The organism is Aeromonas sp. 601039, from assembly GCF_049174415.1.
Taxonomy (GTDB): domain Bacteria; phylum Pseudomonadota; class Gammaproteobacteria; order Enterobacterales; family Aeromonadaceae; genus Aeromonas; species Aeromonas veronii_A.
On record NZ_JAAKTL010000003.1, the window covers coordinates 69,190 to 88,101 of the forward strand.

The 18,912-nt window shown below is 58.4% G+C and carries 17 protein-coding genes; 10 read left to right on the top strand and 7 right to left on the bottom strand.

Annotated elements, in window-relative coordinates; genetic code table 11:
- Positions 1-78 precede the first annotated feature (78 nt).
- Positions 79-2,955: an aminomethyl-transferring glycine dehydrogenase gene (gcvP, locus tag G5195_RS03830; protein ID WP_421235867.1), complete on the top strand. Its 2,877-nt coding sequence runs from the start codon at positions 79-81 to the stop codon at positions 2,953-2,955.
- Between the two features lie 91 nt (positions 2,956-3,046).
- Here the strand turns inward: gcvP and G5195_RS03835 are convergent, their stop codons facing one another.
- Positions 3,047-4,600 (bottom strand): methyl-accepting chemotaxis protein, encoded by a 1,554-nt coding sequence (locus G5195_RS03835; protein ID WP_216953960.1) that lies wholly within the window; start codon positions 4,598-4,600, stop codon positions 3,047-3,049.
- A 204-nt stretch (positions 4,601-4,804) separates the two neighbouring features.
- Between G5195_RS03835 and G5195_RS03840 the strand changes: the two genes are divergently transcribed.
- Positions 4,805-5,047 (top strand): hypothetical protein, encoded by a 243-nt coding sequence (locus tag G5195_RS03840; RefSeq protein ID WP_421221504.1) that lies wholly within the window; start codon positions 4,805-4,807, stop codon positions 5,045-5,047.
- Positions 5,048-5,338: 291 nt separating this feature from the next.
- On the top strand, positions 5,339-5,503 hold the full coding sequence (locus G5195_RS03845; RefSeq protein ID WP_421221505.1) for a hypothetical protein: 165 nt from the start codon (positions 5,339-5,341) through the stop codon (positions 5,501-5,503).
- Between the two features lie 127 nt (positions 5,504-5,630).
- On the opposite strand, the gene G5195_RS03850 is transcribed toward G5195_RS03845, so the two are convergent.
- A complete protein-coding gene (locus G5195_RS03850) occupies positions 5,631-6,701 on the bottom strand; it encodes a permease (RefSeq protein WP_421221506.1) in 1,071 nt (356 codons plus the stop codon).
- A gap of 106 nt (positions 6,702-6,807) precedes the next feature.
- On the opposite strand from G5195_RS03850, the gene G5195_RS03855 reads away from it, so the two are divergent.
- On the top strand, positions 6,808-7,134 hold the full coding sequence (locus tag G5195_RS03855) for an ArsR/SmtB family transcription factor (RefSeq protein ID WP_128815807.1): 327 nt from the start codon (positions 6,808-6,810) through the stop codon (positions 7,132-7,134).
- 88 nt (positions 7,135-7,222) lie between these two features.
- Here the strand turns inward: G5195_RS03855 and G5195_RS03860 are convergent, their stop codons facing one another.
- Positions 7,223-8,605, bottom strand: a complete 1,383-nt coding sequence (locus tag G5195_RS03860; protein ID WP_005352966.1) for an amino acid permease — start codon at positions 8,603-8,605, stop codon at positions 7,223-7,225.
- A 398-nt stretch (positions 8,606-9,003) separates the two neighbouring features.
- Between G5195_RS03860 and G5195_RS03865 the strand changes: the two genes are divergently transcribed.
- Complete coding sequence (locus G5195_RS03865) at positions 9,004-9,300, top strand: hypothetical protein (RefSeq protein WP_234881650.1); 297 nt, start codon at positions 9,004-9,006, stop codon at positions 9,298-9,300.
- Positions 9,301-9,538: 238 nt separating this feature from the next.
- Here the strand turns inward: G5195_RS03865 and ppsR are convergent, their stop codons facing one another.
- Positions 9,539-10,351, bottom strand: coding sequence for a posphoenolpyruvate synthetase regulatory kinase/phosphorylase PpsR (ppsR, locus tag G5195_RS03870; protein WP_005333888.1), 813 nt, complete (start codon positions 10,349-10,351; stop codon positions 9,539-9,541).
- 347 nt (positions 10,352-10,698) lie between these two features.
- On the opposite strand from ppsR, the gene ppsA reads away from it, so the two are divergent.
- Positions 10,699-13,071 carry a phosphoenolpyruvate synthase gene (gene ppsA, locus G5195_RS03875; protein WP_421235868.1) on the top strand — a complete coding sequence of 791 codons (2,373 nt, stop codon included), beginning with the start codon at positions 10,699-10,701 and terminating at the stop codon, positions 13,069-13,071.
- 82 nt (positions 13,072-13,153) lie between these two features.
- On the opposite strand, the gene G5195_RS03880 is transcribed toward ppsA, so the two are convergent.
- Positions 13,154-14,026, bottom strand: coding sequence for a U32 family peptidase (locus tag G5195_RS03880; RefSeq protein ID WP_416034736.1), 873 nt, complete (start codon positions 14,024-14,026; stop codon positions 13,154-13,156).
- 11 nt (positions 14,027-14,037) lie between these two features.
- Entirely contained in the window at positions 14,038-15,033 is a 996-nt protein-coding gene (ubiU, locus tag G5195_RS03885) for a ubiquinone anaerobic biosynthesis protein UbiU (protein WP_421235869.1), read from the bottom strand.
- A gap of 189 nt (positions 15,034-15,222) precedes the next feature.
- Here ubiU and ubiT point away from each other — a divergent pair, with 189 nt between their 5' ends.
- Positions 15,223-15,756 carry a ubiquinone anaerobic biosynthesis accessory factor UbiT gene (gene ubiT / locus G5195_RS03890; RefSeq protein ID WP_005344837.1) on the top strand — a complete coding sequence of 178 codons (534 nt, stop codon included), beginning with the start codon at positions 15,223-15,225 and terminating at the stop codon, positions 15,754-15,756.
- Here the strand turns inward: ubiT and G5195_RS03895 are convergent.
- Positions 15,709-16,125 carry a hypothetical protein gene (locus G5195_RS03895; protein WP_005351023.1) on the bottom strand — a complete coding sequence of 139 codons (417 nt, stop codon included), beginning with the start codon at positions 16,123-16,125 and terminating at the stop codon, positions 15,709-15,711. The two genes, ubiT and G5195_RS03895, sit on opposite strands and share 48 nt — an antisense overlap.
- A 187-nt stretch (positions 16,126-16,312) precedes the next feature.
- On the opposite strand from G5195_RS03895, the gene trmJ reads away from it, so the two are divergent.
- The 3 genes from trmJ to G5195_RS03910 all read left to right on the top strand — a co-directional run bounded on the left by trmJ (position 16,313) and on the right by G5195_RS03910 (position 18,899).
- The gene (gene trmJ / locus G5195_RS03900; RefSeq protein WP_047434362.1) at positions 16,313-17,035 is read left to right on the top strand and encodes a tRNA (cytosine(32)/uridine(32)-2'-O)-methyltransferase TrmJ; all 723 of its coding nucleotides are present in this window, start codon (positions 16,313-16,315) and stop codon (positions 17,033-17,035) included.
- 92 nt (positions 17,036-17,127) lie between these two features.
- Positions 17,128-17,631, top strand: a complete 504-nt coding sequence (gene iscR, locus G5195_RS03905) for a Fe-S cluster assembly transcriptional regulator IscR (protein WP_026035025.1) — start codon at positions 17,128-17,130, stop codon at positions 17,629-17,631.
- Between the two features lie 53 nt (positions 17,632-17,684).
- Entirely contained in the window at positions 17,685-18,899 is a 1,215-nt protein-coding gene (locus G5195_RS03910) for an IscS subfamily cysteine desulfurase (RefSeq protein WP_013723838.1), read from the top strand.
- The last annotated feature ends 13 nt before the right edge of the window (positions 18,900-18,912 follow it).

The following is an 18,912-nucleotide window of genomic DNA, read 5'->3' on the forward strand; positions in this document are numbered from 1 at the left end:
TATCAACCGACGATCAGGAACATCAGGTCTTGGTTATCAGGATGTCATGCCAGGACTTATTTATCAGGAAATAGGGAAATGACCCAGTCACTGTTTGAACTCGAGCAAAAAACCGATTTTGTCCGCCGCCATATCGGCCCGGGCGAGGAAGAGCTGCGCCAGCTGCTGGCGACCGTTGGGGCCGAAAGCCTGGACGATTTGATTGAACAGACCGTGCCCGCCGCCATTCGCCTGCCGGGTCCGCTGGGGATCGGTGCCGGCATGACCGAAGTGGAGGCGCTGGCCAAGCTCAAGGGCTATGCCGCTCAGAACAAGATTGCCAAGAGCTACATCGGCATGGGTTATCACGATACCCATGTGCCCCACGTCATTTTGCGCAATGTGCTGGAAAATCCGGGTTGGTATACCGCCTACACCCCCTATCAGCCCGAGCTGGCACAGGGCCGTCTCGAAGCCCTGCTCAACTTCCAGCAGCTGACGCTGGATCTGACCGGCATGGATCTGGCAAGCGCCTCCCTGCTGGATGAAGCGACTGCCGCTGCCGAGGCGATGGCGCTGGCCAAGCGGATGGCCAAGTCCAAATCCAACCTCTTCTTCGTGGCCGATGATGTGCACCCGCAGGTGATCGACGTGGTCAAGGAGCGTGCGGTTCACTTTGGTTTCGACGTGGCGGTTGGCGCCGCGAGCGATGCAGTGAGCGAAGAGGTGTTCGGTGCCCTGTTCCAGTACCCCACCACCACCGGTGAAGTGAAAGATCTGCGCGCCCTGATTGCCGCGGTACAGGCCCAGAAAGGGCTGGCCTGCGTCAGCGCCGACTTGCTCTCCCTGCTGCTGCTCAAATCCCCGGGCGAGCTGGGCGCCGACGTGGTGTTGGGCTCCGCCCAGCGCTTTGGTGTGCCCATGGGTTACGGTGGCCCCCACGCCGCCTTCTTCGCCACCCGCGATGCCTACAAACGTTCCATGCCGGGCCGCATCATCGGTGTCTCCAAGGATGCCCGTGGCAAGGCCGCGCTGCGCATGGCGATGCAGACCCGCGAGCAGCACATCCGCCGCGAGAAAGCGAATTCCAACATCTGTACCGCTCAGGTGCTGCTGGCCAACATGGCGAGCTTCTACGCCGTCTACCACGGCCCGGTAGGGCTGAAAACCATCGCCTCCCGCGTGCACCGTCTCACCACCATTCTGGCGCTCGGCCTCAAGGCCAAGGGCGTGTCCCTCAAGCACGCCAGCTGGTTTGATACCCTGACCGTGCAAACTGCTGACAAGGCCGCGCTGATTGCCAAGGCCGAGGGGCTCGGCATCAACCTGCGTGCAGACCTAGATGGTGCGGTAGGTGTGTCGCTGTCTGAAACCACCACCCGCGCTGATGTGGCCGAGCTGTTCGATCTCTTCCTCGGTCAAGGCCATGGACTGGATATCGAGGCCCTCGACAAGGCGGCTCAGACCCATCACGCCATCCCGCAGGATCTGCTGCGCACCGATGCCGTGCTGACCCACGAGGTGTTCAACAAGTACCACTCCGAAACCGAGATGCTGCGTTATATCCACCGTCTCGAAGCCAAGGATCTGGCGCTCAACTACGCCATGATCTCCTTGGGCTCCTGCACCATGAAGCTCAACGCCACTGCCGAGATGATCCCGGTGACCTGGCCCGAGTTCGGCAAGTTGCACCCGTTTGCCCCGCTGGCGCAGGCCAAGGGCTATCAGCAGCTGCTGGCCGACCTCGAAAACTGGCTGGTGAAGGTGACCGGTTACGATGCGGTCTGCATGCAGCCCAACTCCGGGGCCCAGGGCGAGTACGCAGGTCTCTTGGCCATCAAGAAGTACCACGAGTCCCGTGGTGAGGGGCATCGCGACATCTGCCTGATTCCGGCTTCTGCCCACGGCACCAACCCGGCCTCAGCCCAGATGGCGGGGCTCAAGGTTATCGTCACCGCCTGTGACAAGTCCGGCAACGTGGATCTCGACGACCTGCGCGCCAAGGCGGCCGAGGCGGGGGATCAACTCTCCTGTCTGATGGTGACCTACCCCTCCACCCACGGGGTGTATGAGGAGACCATCAAGGAGGTGTGCGACATCGTTCACCAGCACGGTGGTCAGGTCTATCTGGACGGCGCCAACATGAACGCGCAAGTCGGGTTGACTGCTCCGGGCTTTATCGGGGCGGACGTCTCTCACCTCAACCTGCACAAGACCTTCGCCATCCCTCACGGCGGTGGCGGCCCGGGCATGGGCCCCATCGGCGTGAAGAAACATCTGGCACCGTTCGTGGCCGGTCACGCCGTGGTCAAGACCGACAAGGAGAGCCGTGACAACGGCGCCGTGTCGGCGGCACCGTTCGGCTCGGCCAGCATCCTGCCCATCAGCTGGATGTATATCGCCATGCTGGGTGACGAGGGGCTGAAGAGATCCACTCAGGTGGCTATCCTCAACGCTAACTATCTGGCCAAGAAGCTGGGTGACTCCTTCCCGGTGCTCTATTCCGGCCGCAACGGTCGGGTGGCCCACGAGTGCATTCTGGATATCCGTCCGCTCAAGGAGGCTTCCGGCATCAGCGAGATGGACGTGGCCAAGCGGCTGATGGACTACGGCTTCCACGCACCGACCATGAGCTTCCCGGTAGCGGGCACCCTGATGGTCGAGCCGACCGAGTCGGAATCCAAGCGCGAACTGGATCGCTTCGTCGAGGCGATGACGTCCATCCGCGCCGAGATTGCCAAGGTGCAGGAGGGGCAGTGGAGCCTGACCGACAACCCGCTGGTCCATGCGCCGCACACCCAGGACGACGTGATGGATGCAGAGTGGTCCCGTGGCTACAGCCGCGCCGAGGCGGTGTTCCCGTCCGACGCCGTGCGCGCCGCCAAACTGTGGCCCTCTGTGAACCGCATCGACGACGTCTACGGCGATCGCAACCTGTTCTGCTCCTGCATTCCGACCGAGGATTACGCCAAGTAAGTAGCGTCCAGGAGCAACAGTTAAGCCGTATAAACAACAGGGCCACCCAGACGGGTGGCCCTTCGTTTACATGGACTTTATCTGCATGCTGCTATCCGAATGTCCGGCTTAGGTCCTTGAGCTGGCTCGCTTTGCTCTGCAAGTTGGCACTGGTTTTACTGACCTGATCGATTTTGAGGCTGTTATCGTGAGAAAGTGAGGATATCTGATTGATATTACGACAGATCTCCTCGATCACCGCTTGCTGCTGGGTCGCTGCAGCGGAAACTTGATTGGAAAAATCAGAGACCTTGTCTATTTCGATCACGACCTGATTCAGGTTGCCGGTGCTTGCCCGAGTGGTTGCGAGGCAATCATTGGTTCTGGTCACATTGAGATGCATCATCTCTTTCCATCCCCCGAGGGTTTGCTGGATATGACCAATGCTGCTCTGGATCTGCTCTGTTGCTCTATGGGTTCTGGTCGACAGGCTGCGTACCTCGTCAGCCACCACTGCAAAGCCGCGTCCCTGATCGCCCGCCCGCGCTGCTTCAATGGAGGCATTGAGTGCCAGCAGGTTGGTTTGATCCGCAATCCCGCGAATTTCACTCATGATGCTGCCGATCCGTTCGGACTCGCTTGCCAGCTCGACGGCTGACTGGAAGGCCTGCTCTGCCTGGGTAGCCAGTGCCGACATCTCTTCTCCCGCATCGGAAAGCTGATTGCTGGTGGTGATGCAATGGTTGCGCGCCTCTTCTATCTGCTGGTTGCTGTCCTGAATATTGCGACTGATCTCTTCGGCAGCTGATGCCATCTGGGTAACTGCGGTGGCGACTTGCTGAATTTGCATATCCTGTGAGGAGATATCCCTGCTGGCCAGTGCGGCCGAACCACTCAAATTGTTGGCCATGGCATTGAGCGAGAGTGTGGTGTCATCGACTCTTCCCAGCACGGTACGGATTCTGGCTTGCCAGAGCTTGATATGGAAATCGGCAATGCTGTGGGGGGCATCCCCCGAGAAGATCAGGCGGCTGATGCTGTCGTAGTCCTGCTCAAGCTGTTGCAAGAATCGCGGTGTGAGGAAGAGCGCATTACGGTTGAACCAGAGGGTGGCCAATAGGGGAATGATGATCCAGAGCGCCTGCAGTGGTGTGAGCAGCCAGAGCGCGCTGATCACGCTGAGCAGCAGCAGGGGTATGGTCATGATTGCCGGAGTGAGCAGGCGCTGCCCCATGTGAATGGCGGAGCCGGTTTCGCGTGCCTTAAGGGTTTTGTACATCTTGTTGGCACGCGCTTTGTGCTCTGCGGAGGGTCGGCAACGAACGGATTGGTAACCCACCATCTTGCCATCTTCATAGATCGGGGTGACATAGGCATCAACCCAGTAATAGCTACCATCCTTGCAGCGGTTTTTGACTATGCCCCGCCACGGCTTGCCCGCTTTTAGATGGGCCCAGAGATCGGCGAATGCCGCCTTGGGCATGTCTGGGTGGCGTACCAGGTTGTGATGTTGTCCCAGCATCTCTTCAAGGCTATAGCCTGCCACCTGACAAAACGCCGGATTGGCGTAGGTGATGTCCCCTTTGAGATCGGTGGTCGATACCAACTGGACGTTGTCGGTAAATTCAACTTCGGTATCTGTAGTGTGAGGTGTGTTGGTTACCATGATCAGGCTCCGGTTTTACCATAACGGAATGCATCGTCTGAGTATGGCAGAGGCTGCTCATTTTATTGTGTTGTTGCTCATTAACTGTTCTGCGCCTAGCAGGGGCATCTACACATCTTCCATCGCAACGGTTTGGCGGGGGACGCAAGCCAAGTAACATCGCATGACTTATAGCCACGCAGCGATACAGGTAAGGCAATTAAGTTGGGGGCGATTTTATGGAATTATGACGGCACCCTGGTCAATTCGGTGCCGCAGAATATCGATATCGCCAAGCAGATCCTGGCTGAAGTCGCCCCCCATCTGACCGGCGATCAGTTACCTCGTTATCTGCGCAGCGAAGCGGAGTATCACCATGCCAATCACGCCGCCAAGAACTGGCAGGATCTCTATAGTGATTACTACGGTTTGTCGCGGGACGAGATGGTGCAGGCTGGCAGTCTGTGAGCCAAACATCAGGAGAGACAGGGACTTAGGTGCATTTTTTAGGAGCTGGAGGTGGTGATTGACCATTTCTCTGCCATTTCCCATGGCATTTGTTCGAAAAACGCCTAAAAACCCTTCTCCAGGTGCTTGAACTGCATGGTGTGAACAGCCAGTTCAAGGCCGTGGCTGGCTACGATGACGTGCCCGCACAGTAGCAAAAAACACCCTTTCGGCGGCCTCAAATGTCTGGAGTCTATCTTCGGCCCAGCCAGGTGTCCGTCGCTGATCTATATCGGTGATCATGAAGCGGATGTGCAGTTTGCCCGTCATTTGCAAGGGGCGCTTGGCGAGCAGAGCCGTGTGATCTCGGTGGCTGTCGCCTATAGCCGCGCGACCCCGGAGCGCTGGGAACACCAACCCGACCATATCGTCTGTGACGTCGAGGATCTGCTCACCATCGTCGGGCAATATCTGTAACGCCGGTTGCAGATTGTCATACGGAACATGCAAAACGCCGATCTGTTGATCGGCGTTTTGTCTATGTGAAGCCTGATGGTTTCACACTCAGCTGGCTTAACACTCTGCCTGCTTAAAAATGGGTGGTTTAAAACAGCAGTTGCGTCAGGTAGCCCATCAGGATCGCCATGCCGAGGATCACGGTAAGGAAGGCCGCAATCATCGGAGTTCTGAACATCGATTTGAGCAGGATCACCTCGGTCAGACTGGCACCGGCACTGCCGATGATCAGCGCCATGACTGCGCCCATTCCCATCCCTTTGCCCAGTAGTACCGACGCCAGCGGGATCACGGCCTCGGCACGGATGTAGAGCGGGATCCCGACGATGGCGCTGAAGGGGATGGCCAGCGGGTTGTCGGCACCAGCATGGGCGGCGATCCACTCGGCCGGAATAAAACCGTAGATAAATGAGCCGATGAGCACCCCCAGCAGCAGGAAGGGCAATACCGCTTTGAACTGCTGCCAGGCATCGAGGCGAGCTTTGACCCAGGCGGTGGGGAGCTGTGGCGCACGAGTCAGGGTTGCCGTGCCATCGCCGCAGCAGGAGAGGGTGGCCTGTTCTGCCATCTCTGGTTGCGGTGCCGGGCAGCACGCTGCCCCGTTGAGGGGTTTGATTGCACGAATGGCGCTGCGTTGGTTGTCACTGCAATGTGCTTGAGTGGTGGCGCGGGTCGCCGGGCCACAGCCGCTACCGCAAGAGGGGGTGGCCTCTTTGGGGTCGATGACATGGCGCTCGAACCCGAGCCTGTCGAGCAGCATGCTCGCCATGACGGAGACGCTGGCAGCGATCACGGCGTAGAGCAGGGTCACTTTCCAGCCAAAGGTGGCCCACATCAAGCCGACGATGATGGGGTTCAGCAGTGGCGAGATAAACAGGAAGGTGAGGGTGGGGCCAAAGCCAGCCTTGGCCGAGAGCAGCCCTCTCAGCATGGGGATGGTGGAGCAGCTGCAAAAGGGGGTGACGGCGCCGAGCAGGGCAGAGAGCAGATAGCCCTTGCCGTGGCGGGCCCCCAGCATCCGCTGGATCTTCTCGTCGGGGATCTTCTGACGGATCAGGCTGACCCCGGCGCTAATGACCAGAAACAGCACCGACAGCTCGACAGCCAGAAACAGGAACATCTGGGCTGCATCGGTCAGCATGGTTAACCACTCATTCATTGTCGTATCCTCACTTGGTTTCTATATTTCCAAAATAATCGAAATTAATGGTCGGTCAAGATATTTCTGGTATTATCGAAATATCAAATTCGTGGAGGGCGCAGAGATGCAACTGGAAGAGGTCGCCAAGGCATTGAAAGAGCTGGGTCATCCGACCCGGCTGTTTATCTTCAAGCATCTGGTCAAGGCGGGAGAGCAGGGGTTGCCGGTGGGGGAGCTGCAAAAGCAGCTGGTGATCCCCGCTTCCACCCTCAGCCACCATATCGCGGCGCTGGTCTCGGTGGGGCTGGTGAAGCAAAACCGGGAGAGTCGCACCCTGCTGTGCGTCTCTCAATACGCGGTGCTGGAGGAGATCATCGCCTTTTTCCGCGATGAGTGTTGCGTCAACAGCCCGGAGCATCGGCAAGATCAAAGGCAAGAGCTGCCTTCCTGAGGGCTATGGCTGCTAGTAGTGCTGCGCGTAATAAAAAAACGCCGATCATGCGATCGGCGTTTTGCATTGTTTTTCTCAACTGCGGGCATTAACCCAGATTGGCTGCAACCTTGCTTTGAGCTTGTCCCTTGCGCTTGATGACAAAGCCAATGCCCAGTACCACCAGCCAGGCGGGGATAAGTTCGACCGAGATGCGGAAATCGGGGGTCATATACATGATCACCAGAATACCGGCCATGAACGCGAGGCAGAGATAGTTGCCGAAGGGGTACCAGAACGCCTTGAACTTGGGCTGGACACCCTCTGCGACCTTGGCCTTGCGGAACTTGAGGTGCGCGAGGCTAATCATCGCCCAGTTGATCACCAGTGCGGAGACCACCAGCGCCATCAGCAGACCGAACGCCTTGCCCGGCATCAGGTAGTTGATCAGCACGCAGAGCAGGGTGGCGATGGCCGAGACCGAGAGGGCCACCAGCGGCACGCCGCTCTTGTTGGTCTTGAGCAGGGCTTTCGGGCCGTTGCCCTGTTTGGCCAGCCCGAACAGCATCCGGCTGTTGCAGTAGACGCAACTGTTGTAGACCGAGAGTGCCGCCGTCAGTACCACGATGTTGAGCACGGTGGCGACCAGATTGCTGTCCAGAGCGTGGAAAATCATTACGAACGGGCTACCGCCTTCCACCACTTTACCCCAGGGGTAGAGGGACATCAGGATAGCCAGAGCGCCGATGTAGAAGATGAGGATGCGGTAGATCACCTGATTGGTGGCCTTGGGAATGCTCTTTTCTGGGTTGTCCGCTTCGGCGGCGGTAATGCCCACCAGCTCCAGACCGCCGAAGGAGAACATGATCACCGCCATCGCCATCACCAGACCGCTGATGCCGTTGGGGAAGAAGCCGCCTTGGGCCCACAGGTTGGTCACGCTCGCCTCGGGGCCGCCGGCACCGGAGAGGAGCAGATAGCCGCCAAAGCCAATCATGCCGATGATGGCGACCACCTTGATGATGGCGAACCAGAACTCCATTTCGCCAAACGCTTTGACGTTGGAGAGGTTGATGGCGTTGATCAGCACGAAGAAGAAGGCTGCCGACATCCAGGTCGGGATCTCGGGCCACCAGTACTGGACATAGATGCCCACCGCGGTCAGCTCGGCCATGCTCACCAGCACGTAGAGCACCCAGTAGTTCCAGCCGGACGCAAAACCGGCAAACTCACCCCAGTATTTGTAGGCAAAGTGGCTGAAGGAGCCGGCTACCGGCTCTTCCACCACCATTTCACCGAGCTGGCGCATGATCAGGAAGGCGATAAAGCCGCCGATGGCATACCCCAGCAGGACTGAGGGGCCTGCCATCTTGATGGTTTGGGCAATGCCCAGAAAGAGGCCGGTGCCGATGGCGCCGCCCAAAGCAATCAACTGAATGTGGCGGTTTTTAAGGCCGCGCTTCAGCTCCTCACCGTCTTGTTTCAAATCCATGGGTCTGTCCTTACGTCTCTGTTGTCTCTGGTCGGTGTTGGGCTCATCCTGAGCAGGCCGCAGTGCGTAGCCAAAACCTGACGAAAGCTGTATTTATTTCGTTACGCCATGCCATTTTCAATTTTTAGTGTTGGCTGGCAACCGAAGCAGAATAGTGATAATCCGCCATGAATGCACCTGTTTTCCATCTCTAATGGCCGTGTTTTGTACCAAATGCAGCTTTTTCATGATCTGAAGTGGCTTCTTGGTAGTTTTTGGTTGATGTTTGTTCAATCGAATTCTGTTTTATTGACATTTTGTCTTGTTGGTGTGCTTTTGTGGTGCCAAGCCACAAATGGATGCAAATGATGCCAAACAAGCGAGAGTGCAGGGAAGAATGCAAGGAAGAGTGCAGGGAGTTGGATCACAGGGAACGCGAAAGCGTGCTGCAACAAGGGGTTGCCCGGAGTGTGCTGGTGGCGATCTGGTTAGGGATTGCCGCCAGTCCGCTGTTGTTGCTGGTGGCCGCCACCATGCTGCTGGGTTGGCTGTTACTCGGTGACCAGGAGTTGCTGCACTACTGGCAGTCGCTGTTGCTGGTGGGTGGGGTAACGGGGGCGCTCGTTGGCGGCTGGCTGGCGGAGCGGGTTCGCCTGCGCCACGGTTTGCTGGCTTTCTATGCCCGGTTGATGAACAACCCTGAGCTCAATCGTTAGTGAACGCTGGCTGTTTGCCGAGCGCAGCAGAACGGAATCGAATAGCGGCTAACTGGCAGCGGGTGACAAGGGCACAACGCCAAGGTCGACAAGAAGAGGGACAAGTATTTGTGGTGCTTATCCCTTTTTATCCATGCTTTTCACTGCCATCTATGTGAATTGCAGTTCGCCACAGCTGACTTTCGCCGCGACACTGTAATTTTTATCTTTTGTTGATTCCGATAGCTGTCAAGCTGGCTTAACAGAGCTGGCGGCGCAGACCGGTTGCCTCGAGAACCTTGGCGCTGATCTCCTCCACCGAGTGGGAGCTGGTATCCAGGAAGCGGATCGCCTCCTGGCGAAACAGTCGCTCCACGCAGGCCAGCTCCTGCTCGCACTGTTCGATGGAGGAGTAGCGGCTGTTGGCACGGCGCTGGTTACGGATCTCGTGCAGCCGCTGCGGCGCTATGGTGAGGCCAAACAGCTTGTGACGGTTGGCCTTGAGGGGGGCGGGCAGCTCCAGCATGCCCATGTCCTGCTCGATAAAGGGGTAGTTGGCGGCGCGAATGCCAAACTGCAGCGCCAGATAGAGGCTGGTGGGGGTCTTGCCGCAGCGGGAGACCCCGATCAGGATGATGTCCGCCTCATCGTACTCCCTGGTGGTGATGCCATCGTCGTTGGCAAGTGCGAAGTTGACCGCCTCGATGCGATCGTCATAGAGCTTGCGGTTCTCCATGCCGTGGGTGCGGTGGAGGCGGGGCTCGGCTTTGACCCCCAGCTCCTGCTCCAGCGGGCTGACGAAGGTATTGAGAAAGTCGTGGCCGCACGCCTCCGATTTCAGTACCTCTTCCCGTACCAGCGGGTCGACGATGGTGTGAAACAGAATGGGGCGTACCCCGGTCTGGCGAAACTGCTCGTCGATCCGCATCCGTACCTGACGGGCTTTCTCCAGTGTCTCCACAAAGGGGATAGTGATCTGCTCGAAGGCCAGCGGAAACTGGCTCAGTACCGCGTGACCGAACACTTCGGCGGTGATGGCGGTTCCGTCTGAAACATAAAATACGGTGTGCACGTAGGGCTCCTGTGATACCGCGGGTGGGGTCGCATGGGGTAAGGGGTGAGAAGTATCTCCCGAAACCATACCTGTTTTGTCAACCGGTCTGCTGTGCCCAAGTTGTGAAGTGGCTTGCAAACCTGAATCGTTATCTTTTTGTGTCGCCATTGTAGAATGTTCCGGTCATTCGACCATCCCCAACTCTTGCTCGGGGATTTTTTTGAAAACCAATAGAAAACGTTTTCATTGTCGTTGGCAACAGAAGAAACAGACAATAACGCACCTGACTTACCCATAACCTCATCGATTAAATCGGGCGCACGAGGTGCTATGGCATCGGTGCCCACCAACCTGGAGACCTCCAAGTGCAACAGTACGTGCTCTGGTACGAACAACTCGGAATGCAGGACGTAGAACGAGTTGGCGGCAAGAACGCATCCCTTGGCGAGATGATCAGCAACCTCTCTGGCGCCGGCGTATCCGTGCCGGGGGGCTTTGCTACCACCGCTTTTGCGTTTAACGAGTTTCTGGAGTCAAGCGGCCTCAACGGCAAGATCCACCATCTGCTCGACAATCTGGACGTGGACGATATCGCCGCCCTCAACCGGGCCGGTCAGCAGATCCGCGACTGGGTGATCGAAGCCCCGTTCCAGCCCGAGCTGGAGCAGGCGATCCGGATTGCCTATGAAAAGTTGAGTGCCGGTGTCGAGGCCTCGTTTGCGGTGCGCTCCTCCGCCACCGCCGAGGATATGCCGGACGCCTCCTTTGCCGGTCAGCAGGAGACCTTCCTCAACGTACGTGGCATCGATGCCGTCATGACGGCGGTCAAGCATGTGTTTGCTTCCCTGTTCAACGATCGCGCCATCTCCTATCGGGTGCATCAGGGCTATGACCACAAGGGCGTTGCCCTCTCGGCCGGGGTGCAGCGCATGGTGCGCTCGGATCTCGCCGCCTCCGGCGTCATGTTCACCCTGGATACCGAGTCCGGTTTCAACGACGTGGTCTTTATCACCGGCGCCCATGGTCTTGGCGAGATGGTGGTGCAGGGTGCGGTCAACCCCGACGAGTTCTACGTGCACAAGCCGACCCTCAAGGCAGGACGCCCGGCGGTGGTGCGCAAGACCCTCGGCTCCAAGCTTATCAAGATGACCTACTCGGACGATGCCGGTCACGGCCGCCAGGTGAAGATTGTCGACACCGATGAGGCCGAGCGCAGCCGCTTCTGCATCAGCGATGAGGAGGTGATGGCGCTGGCGAAACAGGCCCTCATCATTGAGCAGCACTATGGCCGCCCGATGGATATCGAGTGGGCCAAGGATGGTCAGGATGGCCAGCTCTACATAGTGCAGGCCCGCCCGGAAACCGTGCGCAGCCGTCAGGAGGCCAACACCCTCGAGCGTTTTGCTCTCAAGCAAGCGGGCAAGGTGTTGATCGAGGGGCGGGCTATCGGCCACAAGATTGGCGCGGGTCCGGCGCGGGTCATCTCTTCCATCAGCCAGATGGACGAAGTGCAGCCCGGCGATGTGCTGGTGACCGACATGACCGACCCGGACTGGGAGCCCATCATGAAGCGGGCCTCCGCCATCGTCACCAACCGGGGTGGCCGCACCTGTCACGCCGCCATTATCGCCCGTGAGCTGGGCATTCCGGCTGTGGTGGGCTGTGGCAACGCTACCGATCATATTCAGCCGGGCCAGCGGATCACCGTCTCCTGCGCGGAAGGGGATACCGGTTTTATCTATGACGGCGAGCTGGACTTCGATGTGGCGGTGACCGAGGTGGGCAATATGCCGCGCCTGCCCATCAAGATCATGATGAACGTCGGCAACCCGGACCGCGCTTTCGACTTTGCCCAGTTGCCCAACGCCGGGGTGGGGCTGGCACGCCTTGAATTCATCATCAACCGGATGATCGGCGTGCACCCCAAGGCCTTGCTGGAGTTTGACCAGCAGAGTCCCGAGCTCAAGGCCACCATCGCCAAGATGATCGCCGGTTACGACAGCCCGCGGGAGTTCTACGTGGCCAAGTTGACCGAGGGGATCGCCACTCTGGGGGCCGCCTTCTGGCCGGAGCGGGTGATCGTGCGGATGTCGGACTTCAAGTCCAACGAGTACGCCAATCTGGTGGGCGGTCGTGGCTACGAGCCCCACGAGGAGAACCCGATGATCGGTTTTCGTGGCGCATCCCGCTACATCGCCGATAGCTTCCGCCCCTGCTTTGCCCTCGAGTGCGAGGCGATCAAGCGGGTGCGCGATGTGATGGGGTTGACCAACGTCGAGGTGATGATCCCCTTCGTGCGCACCGTGGGCGAGGCGGAGCAGGTGATCGACATCCTGGCCGAGAACGGTCTGCGCCGCGGCGAGCGGGGGCTCAAGGTGATCATGATGTGCGAGATCCCGAGCAATGCCCTCTTGGCAGACAAGTTCCTCGAGCACGTGGACGGCTTCTCCATCGGCTCCAATGACATGACCCAGCTCACCCTTGGGTTGGATCGGGATTCCGGGCTAATCGCCCATCTGTTCGACGAGCGTAACGAGGCGGTCAAGGCGCTGCTGGCGATGGCGATCCAGGCTGCGCGCAAGGCGGGCAAGTACGTGGGGATCTGCGGTCAGGGCCCATCTGATCATCCGGACTTCGCCGCCTGGCTGGTGGAGCAGGGGATCGACTCGGTGTCGCTCAACCCCGATACCGTGGTCGATACCTGGCTCTATCTGGCGGAGCAGCATGGCGCCAAGTAAGTCACTATCGACATGAGTGATTAGAAAGGGGGGCCTAATGGCCCCCTTTTGATCGCTATTATCTTATGTTTTGCCCTTGGGCTTATTCCACCAGGCTCATGCCGGGGATCTGGCGCCAGTAGCCGTTGCAGTCGCTTCCTTGCTGCAAGGAGAGGGGAGCCTGGCCCTGCCGGTTGGCTTTGAAGCGGGCCAGCATCTCCAGCGTCTCCATCCCTTGCGGCGAAAGCCTGACCACATCTACCAGACCTTCCATACCAGCCAGCTCGTTACCCAGGTTGTAGCAGTAACCGGACTGGGTCTGGATCCCGTTGAGATTGAACACCCGCTGCCCCTCGCGGCTGTTGGCCAGTCGTCCGGTGGGGTAATTGATACAGGCGAGCTCGCAGTTGTCCTTGGGCTTGTCGAGGGATCGGGCGGTAAAGCAGCGCGCCGAGTAGGCGAGCGGCAGATGGCCGTAGGCAAACACCTCCACCTCAAATTGGTCGCGCAGGGGGCCCAGATCCTGATTGAGCTGGATCAGCCAGTCACGGGAGAGCTCCACCGGCATGACCCAGCGTTTCATCCCCTGTTTGAGCAACATGCGCAGCACATCTGCGTTATAGGCGTTGATGGCGGGGCCACAGACGAAGGGGATCCCTGCCTCCCAGGCGAGTTGCACCGTACCGAGATCGTTGGCTTCGACCATAAGATCGCCGTTGTCGACCAGCCGCTTCACCTCCTTGAGCTCGGAAGGGGCCGAGATGAGGGCGAGGGTCGAGAGCACCACCTGCTTGCCGGAGCTGGCGACCTGACGGGCCAGCGCAATCCAGTCATCGACTTTGAGTTCGCGCCGCTTGCTGCAGACGGTCTCCCCTAGATAGATGATGTCGGCCTGACTGCCGGCGGCGGCATGGTAAAAGGCTTCGGTATCGGCCTTGGGCCAGTAGAAGAGCAGAGGCCCGAGAGAGAATTGCATGGGTGGACTCCTTATTGCCACTGACGATGGTAGGCGCCGAGGGTAGTCTGGCTACCTTCGGAGACGCGGGCGAGCTGGGCATCCCACTCAGCTTTGACCTGATAGGCCTCGGGATTGGCCTGATAGGCATCGATGGCCGCACGCCACACCCGGGTCACTTGCTCCACATAGGCGGGGCTGCGTTGGCGCCCTTCAATCTTGACCGACTGGATCCCGGTCTTGAACAGCTCGGGCAGGAGACCCAGGGTATTGAGACTGGTGGGCTCTTCCAGCGCGTGGTAGGTCTGGCCATCCACGTCGAAACGCCCCTTGCACAGGGTCGGGTAACCGGCATTTTCGCCCGGGCCATAGCGGTCGATCAGCACCTCGTTGAGCCGCGACTCGAGACCATTCGTGGTCTCTTCCCAACGGACGAACTTGGCCGGTGAGCAGGCGCCGACGGTGTTGGGGCTCTCGCCAGTCATGTAGGAGGAGAGATAGCAGCGCCCCTCGGCCATGATGCAGAGGCTGCCAAAGGCGAATACCTCAAGGCCAACATCGGTCTCGCGGGCCAGTTGCTTGACCTGATGCATGGAGAGCACCCGGGGCAGCACCACCCGTGTGACATTGAATTGTTGCTGATAGAAGCGAATGGCGGCGGCATTGGTGGCGCTGGCCTGCACCGAGACATGGAGTTCCATCTCGGGGTAGTGGCGGCTGGCATATTCCAGCACGGCGAGATCGGCGATGATTAACGCATCGGCGCCGAGGGCCACCCCGCGATCAACCGCCTGTTTCCATCGAGTATCGGCCCCGGGATGGGCAAAGGTATTGATGGCAATATGCAGCTTGCGACCATGTTGATGCACATAATCTACCGCCTTCTCCAGTTTGCTGTCGGTAAAGTTGAGACCGGCAAAGTGGCGGGCATTGGTGTCATCCTTGAAACCGATATAAACGGCATCGGCCCCGTTATCCACGGCGGTTTTCAGTGCCGGCAAACTGCCTGCCGGACAGAGTAATTCCATTGGTACGCTCCGAGAGTGCATATGAAGGGCAAACGAGCCCTGATTGTATGCAGCCATGCACTCCCGCTTTTTGACCTGAGGCAGCTTTGTGTGGCTTTACCCTTCTTGAGGTAACCCTGCACAAGTTTGATTTCCAACAGGATCTTGCCACTCTCCCTGTGTTTGAATGCGCAAAAAAGGGAGTCTATCGTGTTTCAACAACTGCAACGTCGCCTGGTCGAACAGGCTCCGCGCTTCTTGCGCCATCCCCTCAAGCTGGTTCCGTTCAATCTGCAAAAGCAGCTGATGGAGAGTTTGCTGGCCCGAGTTTTCAAAGAGGCTATCGAAGATGGCGATTTCGAGTTTCTGGCAGACAAGTGGCTGAAAGTCGAAGTCTCTGATCTGGAGCTGTGCTGGTTTATCAGTGAGCAGAATGGCCAGCTGGTGGTAGCTCGCGAGTGTGACAAGGCGGATGTCTGCTTCAGCGGTACCGCCAACGACCTGATCCTTATCGCTGGTCGCAAAGAGGATCCGGATTCGCTCTTTTTCCAGCGCAAGCTGAAGATAGAAGGGGATACCGAACTGGGTCTTGAGGTGAAAAACCTGATGGACAGTCTGGATCTCGATGGCTTGCCGAGCCTGATGAAGTATCCCCTGATGGATCTGGCGACGTTTATCGAACGCGCCCGCACCGAGTCAGCGCAGGCTCCGGTGCAGACGGCGCCGGGCGGGATCCCGTCTTAAGTGGACAATCACCCCATGGGCATGGCGACGATAATGGTGCCGTGCCCAGAGGCAGCGACAGGCCCACAGACAGGGCACCAAGGCGATGAGTGCTGCAGGGGCGGGCAGCTGTGACATGGCCAGCCCCGCAGCCAGCCAGATAAAGGGTTGCGCTTCATACAGCCACTCCGGCTGTAGCCAGCGTTTGCTCGGAAAGATAATCAGATCGGTACGTCGGTAGCTGGAGCGCATCATCCAAGTCACCGCTCCGGCGATAAACAGCAAGGCGCCTGCAAACCAGAGCAGGGGCTGTTCACTCAACGTAATAATGGCAATGGCTGCCAGCAGGTAGAGGCTGGGCAATCTCTCATAGATAAAGGGAGGAAGCATGGCGTGGTGTCTCCTGTGCCGTTTATCGGATATCCATAAAGTTTAGTCCCCCCCTCTCACTTCCCTCATGCTGGTTTGTTATACAAACAGGTGGTTTTGTTCTGAAATGGCTCGGCTTTTACGGTGCCAACATCGTGTTCTCTTATGTTACAATTGCGCGCCATTTTTGACTGAAGATTGACTGGGCATGTTGGATCAGATTCGTATCGTTTTGGTAAACACCTCTCATACCGGCAACATGGGGTCTGCGGCACGCGCCATGAAGACCATGGGGTTGACCCAGCTGGTATTGGTTGATCCGCAAGCCTTGCCGGATGACAATGCCTTCGCCTTGGCGGCTGGTGCCAGCGATGTGCTTGCCAATGCCCGTATCGTCCCGACTCTGGATGACGCGATCGCCGATTGTGGTCTGGTGATTGGCACCAGCGCCCGTTCTCGAACCCTGAGCTGGCCCATGCTCGATCCCCGTGAGGCCGGCGAAAAGTCGGTGGTTGAGGGGATGCAGCACCCGGTCGCGCTGGTGTTTGGCCGTGAACGCACCGGTCTCACCAACGACGAATTGCAAAAGTGCCACTACCACGTGGCCATTCCGGCCAATCCTGATTACAGCTCTCTCAATCTGGCCATGGCGGTGCAGACCCTATGTTACGAAGTGCGGATGCGCTGGCTGCAGGGGCAGGCCGCCGAGCCTGAAGATGAGATGGTCTATCCGAGTGCCGCCCAGCTGGAAGGGTTTTATCAGCACCTGGAACAAACCCTGATGAAGACCGGTTTTATTGCTGATGATCATCCGGGTCATGTGATGAGCAAGCTGCGTCGCTTGTTCAATCGGGCTCGGCCGGAAGCTGCGGAGCTCAACATTCTGCGCGGTATTCTGACCTCGGTGCAGAAAGCGCGCGTACCGGATTAATCCGACTGATTTACTCAACCATATACTTGACTGATTTGGTCGGGTATGTGACCATGTGCCCCATTAAATTGCTTCGCAAGACGGTAAGGCACATGAGACTGACTTCAAAAGGACGTTACGCTGTAACCGCCATGCTTGACGTGGCGCTGCATGCAGAGCAGGGGCCCGTCCCCCTTGCCGATATTTCCGAGCGCCAGGGCATCTCGTTGTCCTATCTCGAGCAGCTCTTTGCCCGCCTGCGCAAACACGGTCTGGTGAGCAGTGTGCGTGGCCCGGGCGGTGGTTATCGCCTCGGTTTGGCCCCAGGCGAGATTTCGGTTGGTCAGGTGATCACCGCGGTCGATGAGTCGGTCGATGCCACCAAGTGTCTCGGCAAGGGCGGTTGCCACGGCGGTACCCAGTGCCTGACTCACTCCCTGTGGCGTGATTTGAGTGAGCGGATCTCCAGCTTCCTCGGGGATATCACGCTGGCTGAGCTGGTACGCCAGGCCGATGTGCGCCGGATTGCCGGCAAGCAAGATGAACAAATGAAGACCGTGTTGTCCCTGGTTGATCGGGCAGAACACGGCGATGTGAGCTTGAAAGTCCAACTATAAACGTGCTTTCCACAGCGGGACTCTGTATGACCCGGACTGTGACGGAGAAAAACATGAAACTGCCTATTTACCTTGATTATTCGGCAACCTGTCCGGTGGACCCGCGTGTCGCAGAAAAAATGATGCAGTGTCTCACCATGGATGGCCTGTTCGGCAATCCGGCTTCCCGTTCTCACCGCTTTGGCTGGCAAGCCGAAGAGGCGGTGGATCTGGCCCGTAATCAAGTGGCAGATCTGATCGGTGCCGATCCCCGCGAGATCGTCTTCACTTCCGGTGCTACCGAATCCAATAACCTGGCCATCAAGGGTGTTGCCCACTTCTATGCCAGCAAGGGCAAGCACATCATCACCTCCAAGACCGAACACAAGGCGGTGCTCGATACCTGTCGCCAGCTGGAGCGTGAAGGGTTCGAGGTGACCTATCTTGAGCCGATGCCCAACGGCCTGTTCACTATCGAGATGATCGAGAATGCCATGCGTGATGACACCATCCTGGTCAGCATCATGCATGTGAACAACGAAATCGGCGTGGTTCAGAACATTGCCGCCATCGGCGAGTTGTGCCGTTCCCGCAAGATCCTGCTGCACGTGGATGCCGTTCAGAGTGTGGGCAAGATCCCGGTAGATGTGGAAGCACTGAAAGTGGACCTTCTCTCCGTCTCAGCGCACAAGGTGTACGGTCCGAAAGGGATCGGTGCACTGTTTGTTCGCCGCAAACCCCGCGTTCGTCTGGAAGCCCAGATGCACGGTGGCGGCCACGAGCGCGGCATGCGTTCCGGTACTCTGCCGACCCACCAGATCGTCGGGATGGGCGAAGCTTTCCGCATCGCCAAAGAAGAGATGGTGAGTGAAGGCGAGCGTATCTTGGCACTGCGCCAGCGTCTGTGGAATGGCATCAAGGACATTGAAGCCGTCTACATCAATGGCGATCTGGAGCAACGTGTTCCGGGCAACCTCAACGTCAGCTTTGCCTATGTGGAAGGGGAATCCCTCATCATGGCGCTGAAAGATTTGGCAGTCTCTTCCGGTTCGGCCTGTACCTCCGCCAGCCTGGAACCTTCCTATGTGCTGCGCGCACTGGGTCTGAACGACGAGCTGGCACACAGCTCCATCCGTTTCAGCATGGGTCGCTTCACCACCGAGGAAGAGATTGACTACGCGGTCAAGCTTATTCGTGACTCCATCGGTCGTCTGCGTGAGATGTCCCCTCTGTGGGAGATGTACAAAGACGGCGTCGATCTGAACACGGTCGAATGGGCTCATCACTGATCTATTTGGTTAG

Excerpts from the sequence above, each read along its gene's own strand:
- gcvP (WP_421235867.1), top strand. The coding sequence starts at position 79 with ATGACCCAGTCACTGTTTGAACTCGAGCAAAAAACCGATTTTGTCCGC.
- G5195_RS03835 (WP_216953960.1), bottom strand. The coding sequence starts at position 4,600 with ATGGTAACCAACACACCTCACACTACAGATACCGAAGTTGAATTTACC.
- G5195_RS03850 (WP_421221506.1), bottom strand. The coding sequence starts at position 6,701 with ATGAATGAGTGGTTAACCATGCTGACCGATGCAGCCCAGATGTTCCTG.
- G5195_RS03855 (WP_128815807.1), top strand. The coding sequence starts at position 6,808 with ATGCAACTGGAAGAGGTCGCCAAGGCATTGAAAGAGCTGGGTCATCCG.
- G5195_RS03860 (WP_005352966.1), bottom strand. The coding sequence starts at position 8,605 with ATGGATTTGAAACAAGACGGTGAGGAGCTGAAGCGCGGCCTTAAAAAC.
- G5195_RS03880 (WP_416034736.1), bottom strand. The coding sequence starts at position 14,026 with ATGCAATTCTCTCTCGGGCCTCTGCTCTTCTACTGGCCCAAGGCCGAT.
- ubiU (WP_421235869.1), bottom strand. The coding sequence starts at position 15,033 with ATGGAATTACTCTGTCCGGCAGGCAGTTTGCCGGCACTGAAAACCGCC.
- G5195_RS03895 (WP_005351023.1), bottom strand. The coding sequence starts at position 16,125 with ATGCTTCCTCCCTTTATCTATGAGAGATTGCCCAGCCTCTACCTGCTG.
- trmJ (WP_047434362.1), top strand. The coding sequence starts at position 16,313 with ATGTTGGATCAGATTCGTATCGTTTTGGTAAACACCTCTCATACCGGC.
- iscR (WP_026035025.1), top strand. The coding sequence starts at position 17,128 with ATGAGACTGACTTCAAAAGGACGTTACGCTGTAACCGCCATGCTTGAC.
- G5195_RS03910 (WP_013723838.1), top strand. The coding sequence starts at position 17,685 with ATGAAACTGCCTATTTACCTTGATTATTCGGCAACCTGTCCGGTGGAC.